The sequence below is a fragment of the Pseudonocardia sp. SID8383 genome (assembly GCF_009864975.1).
Classification (GTDB): Bacteria; Actinomycetota; Actinomycetes; order Mycobacteriales; family Pseudonocardiaceae; genus Pseudonocardia; species Pseudonocardia alni.
In genome coordinates this window covers 1-7,169 of sequence record NZ_WWFY01000719.1, presented here as the reverse complement: position 1 = coordinate 7,169, position 7,169 = coordinate 1, and the positions used below count along the sequence as shown (strand labels likewise).

Sequence of the window (7,169 nt, the reverse complement as noted above, 5' to 3'; positions counted from 1 at the left end):
CGCGCTCGACCACGCGGTCTCGGCCCCCGGGCTCGCCGCCCGCGCCGGCTGACCCGCCCCGCTCAGGGCCGGGGGATCGACCGTAGGTTGCTGCGCGCCAGCTCGACCATCTTCCCGACGCCGCCGTCGAGCACCGTGCGGGTCGCGGCGAGTGCGAACCCGCGGACCTGCGCCGCGGTGATGTGCGGCGGGATGGACAGCGCATTCGGGTCGGTGCGCACGTCGACCAGCGCCGGACCGCGGTGGTCCAGCGCCCGGCGCAGCGCCGCGCGCACGTCGGACGGGTCGTCGACGGCCTCGGCGTACAGGCCGGCGGCGCGGGCGATCCCGGCCAGGTCGGCCGGGCCGTGGTCGGTCTGGAAGGACGGGTAGCCCGCCACCATCATCTCCAGCCGGATCATGCCCAGCGATCCGTTGTTGAACGCGACGACGGTCAGCGGCAGGTCGTGCTCGGCCGCGGTCAGCAGCTCGCCGAGCAGCATGGTCAGCCCGCCGTCGCCGGACAGCGACACCACCTGCCGGTCCGGGTGGGCGAGCTGGGCGCCGATCGCGTGCGGCAGGGCGTTGGCCATCGTCCCGTGCCGGTAGGAGCCGATGATCCGGCGCCGGCCGTTGGGGGACAGGTAGCGCGCCGCCCACACGTTGCACATCCCGGTGTCGACGGTGGCGATCGCGTCGTCGGCCATCTCCTCGTCGAGGACCGCCGCGACGTGCTCGGGGTGGATCGGGCGCAGGTCGGAGACCTTGTGGGTGTAGGCGCCGACCACCTTCTCCAGCGCCTCGGCGTGGCGGCGCAGCATCCGGTCGAGGAAGGAGCGGTCGGTCTTCTCCGCGATCCGCGGCAGCAGCGCGTCCAGGGTGGACGCGGCGTCGCCGTGCACACCCAGCTCCAGCAATGTGCGCCGGCCGAGGCGCGCGGGGTCGGTGTCGATCTGCACGGTGCGGGCCTGCGGCAGGAACGAGTCGTAGGGGAAGTCGGTGCCGATCAGGACCAGCAGGTCGGCCTCGTGGGTCGCTTCGTAGCAGGCGCCGTAGCCGAGCAGCCCGGACATGCCGACGTCGTGGGCGTTGTCGTACTGGATCCACTCCTTGCCGCGCAGCGAGTGGCCGATCGGCGCCTTCACCTTCTCGGCGAGGGCGAGCACCTGCTCGCGGGCGTGCTCGATCCCGGCGCCGACGAACAGCGTCACGGTGTCCGCGGCGTCGACGAGCCGGGCCAGCTCGGCCACCTGCTCCTCGGACGGCCGCACGACGCCGGTGGGCGGGGCCAGGTGCGAGGTGCCGGTGTCGTTCGGCGCGTCGAGCGCGCTGACGTCGCCGGGCAGGACCAGCACCGCCACGTCGGACTCGGCGAGCGCGGTCTGCATGGCGATCCGCTGCATCCGGGGCATCTGCTCGGGCCGCGAGATCAGCTCGCAGTACGCCGAGCACTCGGTGAACAGCCGCTCCGGGTGCGTCTCCTGGAAGTAGCCGGTGCCGATCTGGGTCGACGGGATGTGCGAGGCGATCGCCAGCACCGGCGCACCGGTGCGGTGGGCGTCCATCAGGCCCTGGATCAGGTGCGTGTTGCCCGGGCCGCAGCTGCCGGCGCAGACCGCGAGCCGCCCGGTGAGCTGGGCCTCCGCCGCGGCCGCGAGCGCGGCGGCCTCCTCGTTGTGGACGTGCACCCACCGGATGCGGCCGTCGCGGCGGATCGCGTCCGCGATCGGGTTGAGACTGTCACCCACCAGCCCGTAGATGCGTTCGACGCCGGCCTGGTGCAGCAGCTCGATCATCTGGTCGGCCACGGTGCGGCTCATGTCGTTCCTCCTCGCGCTGGGGTGCGAGGGCCGTGTTCCCGGTCCGGCACCGGCCCGAACCGTTCCGTCGTGTGACGGCGCCCGCGCACCGTCCGGCGCACCGCAGGTCACGACACGCGCATCGGAATCGATTCCCGCACTGCACGGGAACCCGTAGGTGAGTACTTTCCCCTCACATTCCTGGGAGGGGACACGAAATGATCATTCTTGGTCTGATCCTGTTGCTGGTGGGGTATTTCGCCGGCATCCAGCTCCTCTACTACATCGGCGGTCTGCTGGTGATCGTCGGTGTGGTCCTGTTGATCCTCGGAGCGATCGGACGTCCGGTGGGTGGGCGGAAAGCCTGGTTCTGACCGGGCCGGCCGGAGCCGGCCGCGGGAATCCGCGGACCGGCTGACGGTCGGCGTCGCCGAATTCCCCGCGGGGATGTGTGTCCGGGTCGACCGGAAACACACCCCCGCGGTGTGTCACGGTGAAAGGATCACCCGTGCGGCCGGATTCCGAGAATGTCGCGGGCGGCCGCGGGGGAGGCGGGTGTCGCGCCCACCCGGTCCAGCACGCGCAGGGCACCGTCGAGCAGCTCCCGGTTGGACGGCGCCGTGCCCCGGCCGTCGTCAAAGTCCTCCAGGCCGACCCGCAGGTGCCCGCCGCGGCGCACCGCCAGCTCGGCCAGCCCGGAGGCGACGACGTCACCGCCCAGCACGGCCACCGACCACGGCAGGCCCGAGGGCTCCAGCAGCTCCAGGTAGGCCTCCAGTGCGGCGGGCGTCGGCGGCAGCCCGAACTGCAGCCGGTCGGCGAAGTACAGCTTCACGATCGCGCCCGGCGGGACCCGCCCATGCCGGTGCAGGGTCAGCGTGGTGCGCAGGAACCCCGGCTCGAAGATCGAGATGCTCGGGGCGGCGCCCAGCTCGGCGGTGCGGGCGAACATGTACTCGGTGTCGGCGACGGAGTTCTGGTACGGCTCCGGCGCCGCCGCGTCCGGGCAGGTGCCGTCGTCGAGCAGGCCGACGTTGACCGAGCCGGGGTCGACCAGTGTCATGTGTCCGCGCCGGCCCAGCTCCTCGACGTGCGCCCACCGCCGGGTCACCGGGATGTCCCGGGCCCCGGCCGCCATCGTCGGGTAGAGCAGCGCGTCGGGGTGCGCGGCCACGACCGGGTCCCAGGCCGCCAGGTACGGCTCGACGGCGTGCACTCCGTCGACGGTGAACATCGGCTCGTCGTTGTGGTGGTGCACGATCGCCGCGCCCGCGTCGAGGACGTCGGCGGCCTGCTCGGCCACCTCCGCCGGGGTGCGGGGCACGTGCGGGTTGCGCTCCCGCGTCGTCGTGCCGTTCAGCGCCACTTCCAGGATGACCGCGGTGTCCACGCCCGCCAGCATCGCCGCAGGCGGCGGTGGGGCGCGACCGCTGCGGTCGTAGGCTCGCCGCTGTGATCGGCACACGCGGTACCGCACTGGCCGGGGCGCTCCTGGTCCTGGGCCTGCTGGCCGGGTGCGGCGACCAGCCCCTCCCGCTGACCGAGGGGCCGCCCGGCGCGTCCCCGGCCGACGGGCTCGTCCGGGTCGTGCAGCTGTCCGCGCAGCGCGCCCAGGTCTCCGACCAGGTCGCCGCGGCGAAGTTCGGCACCGGGGCGGCCGTCACCGACCCGGTGCGGGAGGCGGCCGTCGTCGCGCAGGCGCGGGCGGACGCGGCCCGCGACGGCGTCGACCCCGACTGGACGGCCCGGGTCGTCGCCGACCAGATCGCGGCGAGCACCCAGGTGCAGAACGACCTGATCCGGCAGTGGACCGACCGGCCCGACACGCTTCCGGCGCAGCGGCCCGAGCTGGCCCGGGTGCGGCCGCAGCTCGACCGGATCGGCGACGAGCTCGTGGCCGCCCTGAAGCTGGCCGGACCGGCCCGGGCGAACGAGGAGTGCCCGTCGACCCTGGCCCAGGCCGCGGTCGAGCAGGCGCAGGGGCTCGACGAGGTCCACCGCAACGCCCTCGGGCGGTCGCTGAAGTCCGTCTGCGACGGCGCCCCCGGCTGATCCGCCCCGTGTGACGGTGCCGTTTCCGCCCGTCCGAAGGTCTTGCGTATCCGGATAGTACGTGCTCGGATTAATAGGACGAGACACGGAGGTGCGCGATGGACCAGAACCTGTTCAACGACATCTGCCTGCAGCAGCTGACGCTGTCGGGCGTGCACGAGGGGGAGACGGTCGTCGTGCTCACCCGGGGCGCGGAACGGACCGAGTACGCCGACGCGTTCCTCTGGGCGATCCAGAAGCTGGGCGCGACCGGCTATCACATGCGGCTGCCGTCGCCGGCGAGCGCGGGCGGTGCCTGGGCGGTCGGCGACTCCGGCCTGGGGAACATCCCCCTGGCCGTGGAGGCCCTCAAGGCCGCGGACATGGTCGTGGACTGCACGTTCCTGCTGTTCAGCAAGGAGCAGTTCGCGATCCAGGACGCCGGCACCCGGATCCTCACCGCCGTCGAGCCGCCCGAGCTGCTCGCCCGGCTGATGCCGACCACCGAGCTGCGCGAACGCGTCGAGACCGGCGCGGAGCTGCTGGCCAAGGCCTCGACCATGCGGATCACCAGCCCGCACGGCACCGACGTGACCTACCAGCTCGGCATGTACCCGACGCTGAGCGAGTACGGCTACACCGACACCCCCGGTCGCTGGGACCACTGGCCCGCGGCGTTCGTGTTCACCGGCGGCTCCGACGACGGCGTCGACGGGAAGATCGTCCTCGCCCCCGGGGACGTGCTGCTGCCGTTCAACACCTACGTGCAGACCCCGGTGGAGATCACCATCGAGCAGGGCTTCATCCGCGACATCCGCGGCGGCGCCGGCTCCTCCGGTCTCGACGCGGACCTGCTCCGCTCCTACATCGAGTCCTTCGACGACCCGCGCGGCTACGGCATGAGCCACGTCGGCTGGGGTCTCGACGAGCGCGCCCACTGGCACGGCCTGACCCAGTTCGGCGGCGGCATGGGCATGGAGCTGCGCAGCTTCTACGGCAACGTCATGTTCTCGATCGGCCCGAACAACGAGCTCGGCGGCCCGAACGACACCGCCTGCCACTTCGACATCCCGATGCGCGGCAACTCCCTGTTCCTCGACGACGAGCTGATCGTCGACGCCGGTGAGCTGACCGTGCCGGAGATGAAGCCGGTGGCGCGCCGATGACGCGCGACCACCACATCGGCATGATCGTCCCGTCCTCGAACCTGACGATGGAGACCGAGCTGCCGCGGATGCTGCGCGCCCGGGAGGACGTGCTGCCCGACGACCGGTTCGTCTTCCACGCGGCGCGGGCCCGGATGCAGCACGTGACCCCCGAGCAGCTGCGCGCGATGAACGCCCAGGCCCAGCGGGCCGCGGCCGAGCTGGCCGACGCCCGGCCGGACGTCGTCGCGACGGCCTGCCTGGTCGCGATCATGGCGCAGGGCCCCGGCTACCACTGCACCGCCGAGGACGACATCACCGCCGCACTGCGGGCGGAGGGCTCCGACGCCCCCGTCGTCTCCAGCGCCGGAGCGCTGCTGTCGGGGATCGCCGCGCTCGGTGCGACCCGGGTCGCGATCATCACCCCGTACATGGAGCCGCTGACGAAGGCGGTCGTGGACTACCTCGAGGACGCAGGGGTCGAGGTCGTCGACTCGCTGTCGCTGCAGGTTCCCGACAACCTCGCCGTCGCCCGGCTCGATCCGGCCGACCTGCGCGAGCACTGGCGCAGGCTGGATCTGACCGGCGCCGACGCGCTGGTGCTCAGCGCATGCGTGCAGATGCCGTCGCTGCCGTCGATCGAGGCGGTGCAGGACGAGGCCGGCATCCCGGTGCTGTCCGCCGCCACCGCGACCACGCACCGCATCCTCACCGGGCTCGGGCTGGAGCCACGGGTGCCCGGGGCGGGGGCGCTGCTCGCCGGCTGAGGCCGTACGACCGGGACCCGCGTGCCGCGCCGGCACGCGGGTCCTCGTCGTGTCCGCGGGCCGGATGCCCACATGGTCCTTCTCCGGGGAGTGTCGACGTCCCCGGAGAGCACTCCCGGCTCCACGGAGAAGGATCACCGGTGTCGGCGGGCCGGTGGAGGGGGTGGACGCGGCCTGCCCCGTGCTGTACATGTTTGTACATGTCTGAACAGGGTGGGCGTTCCAAGAGGGCGCGCCTCGTCGAGGACCTCGCCGGGCGGATCCGCTCCGGCCGGTTGCCGAACGGTGAGCAGCTCCCGGGGGAGAACCAGCTCGCCCGCACCTACGCCGTCTCCCGCGGCACGGTCCGCAGCGCGCTGGCCGAGCTCGCCCGGCGCGACCTCATCACCACCGAGACCGGCGTCGGCTCGTTCGTCACCTTCGACGGGTCGCCCCTGGACCAGCGGCTCGGCTGGGCGCAGGCCTTCGCCGCGTCCGGCGCGGCCGTCGGCACCGAGCTGCTCGGCATCACCGCGGGCGGCGACCCCGGTCCCACCGGGTACGAGGGGCCACTGGTCACCGTGCGCCGGCTGCGGCGCGCCGGGGCCGTCCCGGTCTCGCTGGAGACCGCCTCGCTGCCCGCCACCGGTCACCTCGCGCGGCTCCCGGAGACCGGGCTCGTCGACGGCTCGATCACCGCCACCCTCGCCGCGGCGGGCCTGCTCGGCATCGCGGGGGAGCAGTGGATCGCGGTGGCCCCGCTCGACACGGCCGACGCCGTCACCCTCGAACGCGAGCCCGGCGAGCTGTTCCTGCACGCCGTCCGGGTCACCCGCGACGCCCGCGGCGGGCTCGTCGAGCACGTCGTCAGCCTGCTGGACCCGCAGCGCTTCCGGTTCCACCTCGCGTTCGGGGAGACCCGGTGAGCGACCCGCACGACCGCGCACTGGGCGCGCTGCTCGGCCTCGCCGTCGGCGACGCGCTCGGCATGCCCACCCAGTCGCTGTCCCGGTCCGCGATCGCGGAGCGCTACGGCGTCGTCGACCGGCTCCTCGACGGCGCCGACGACCAGCCGATCGCCCCGAAGCTCCCGGCGGGCACCGTCACCGACGACACCGAGCAGGCGCTGCTGCTCGCCCGCATCCTGCTCGACCACGACGGCCACGTCCCGGCCCGGGTGTTCGCCGGTGCCCTGGAGACGTGGGAGCAGGACATGATCCGGCGCGGGTCGCTGGATCTGCTCGGCCCCTCCACCCGCCGGGCCCTGACCCGGCTCGCGGACGGCGAACCCCCCGAGCTCGCCGGCCGCGACGGCGTCACCAACGGCGCCGCGATGCGTGTCGCGCCGGTCGGCATCGCGCACACCGGCCCGCGGCTCCTCGACGCCGTCGTCGAGTCGGCGGTCGTCACCCACCACACCGCGCCCGGGATCGCGGCCGCCGCCGCGGTGGCCACCGCGGTGTCGGCCG

Annotated in this window: 8 protein-coding genes; 6 read left to right on the top strand and 2 right to left on the bottom strand. The window is 73.5% G+C overall.

Annotated features, from left to right (window positions below):
* Positions 1–62: 62 nt before the first annotated feature.
* Positions 63–1,799 (bottom strand): pyruvate dehydrogenase, encoded by a 1,737-nt coding sequence (locus GTW08_RS17425; RefSeq protein ID WP_073576223.1) that lies wholly within the window; start codon positions 1,797–1,799, stop codon positions 63–65.
* Between the two features lie 227 nt (positions 1,800–2,026).
* On the opposite strand from GTW08_RS17425, the gene GTW08_RS32525 reads away from it, so the two are divergent.
* Positions 2,027–2,152, top strand: a complete 126-nt coding sequence (locus GTW08_RS32525) for a hypothetical protein (RefSeq protein ID WP_255497635.1) — start codon at positions 2,027–2,029, stop codon at positions 2,150–2,152.
* Positions 2,153–2,280: 128 nt separating this feature from the next.
* Here GTW08_RS32525 and GTW08_RS17420 read toward each other — a convergent pair whose 3' ends face one another.
* Positions 2,281–3,168 (bottom strand): 3-keto-5-aminohexanoate cleavage protein, encoded by an 888-nt coding sequence (locus tag GTW08_RS17420; protein ID WP_337826495.1) that lies wholly within the window; start codon positions 3,166–3,168, stop codon positions 2,281–2,283.
* Between the two features lie 62 nt (positions 3,169–3,230).
* Between GTW08_RS17420 and aroQ the strand changes: the two genes are divergently transcribed.
* The 5 genes from aroQ to GTW08_RS17395 form a co-directional block, all read left to right on the top strand.
* Positions 3,231–3,830 (top strand): gamma subclass chorismate mutase AroQ, encoded by a 600-nt coding sequence (gene aroQ, locus GTW08_RS17415; protein ID WP_161152228.1) that lies wholly within the window; start codon positions 3,231–3,233, stop codon positions 3,828–3,830.
* 98 nt (positions 3,831–3,928) lie between these two features.
* A complete protein-coding gene (locus tag GTW08_RS17410; RefSeq protein WP_161152227.1) occupies positions 3,929–4,975 on the top strand; it encodes a leucyl aminopeptidase in 1,047 nt (348 codons plus the stop codon).
* Positions 4,972–5,721, top strand: coding sequence for an aspartate/glutamate racemase family protein (locus tag GTW08_RS17405; RefSeq protein ID WP_073576220.1), 750 nt, complete (start codon positions 4,972–4,974; stop codon positions 5,719–5,721). Before GTW08_RS17410 ends, GTW08_RS17405 begins: the two co-directional genes overlap by 4 nt.
* A 200-nt stretch (positions 5,722–5,921) precedes the next feature.
* Positions 5,922–6,626, top strand: coding sequence for a GntR family transcriptional regulator (locus GTW08_RS17400; protein WP_073576219.1), 705 nt, complete (start codon positions 5,922–5,924; stop codon positions 6,624–6,626).
* On the top strand, positions 6,623–7,169 hold a 547-nt coding region (locus GTW08_RS17395), incomplete at its 3' end, for an ADP-ribosylglycohydrolase family protein (protein WP_346009922.1). The genes GTW08_RS17400 and GTW08_RS17395, both read left to right, overlap by 4 nt.

What these genes read in the sequence shown, in the direction of transcription:
- GTW08_RS17410 (WP_161152227.1), top strand. Translation starts at nt 3,929, where the DNA reads ATGGACCAGAACCTGTTCAACGACATCTGCCTGCAGCAGCTGACGCTG.
- GTW08_RS17400 (WP_073576219.1), top strand. Translation starts at nt 5,922, where the DNA reads ATGTCTGAACAGGGTGGGCGTTCCAAGAGGGCGCGCCTCGTCGAGGAC.
- GTW08_RS17405 (WP_073576220.1), top strand. Translation starts at nt 4,972, where the DNA reads ATGACGCGCGACCACCACATCGGCATGATCGTCCCGTCCTCGAACCTG.
- GTW08_RS17425 (WP_073576223.1), bottom strand. Translation starts at nt 1,799, where the DNA reads ATGAGCCGCACCGTGGCCGACCAGATGATCGAGCTGCTGCACCAGGCC.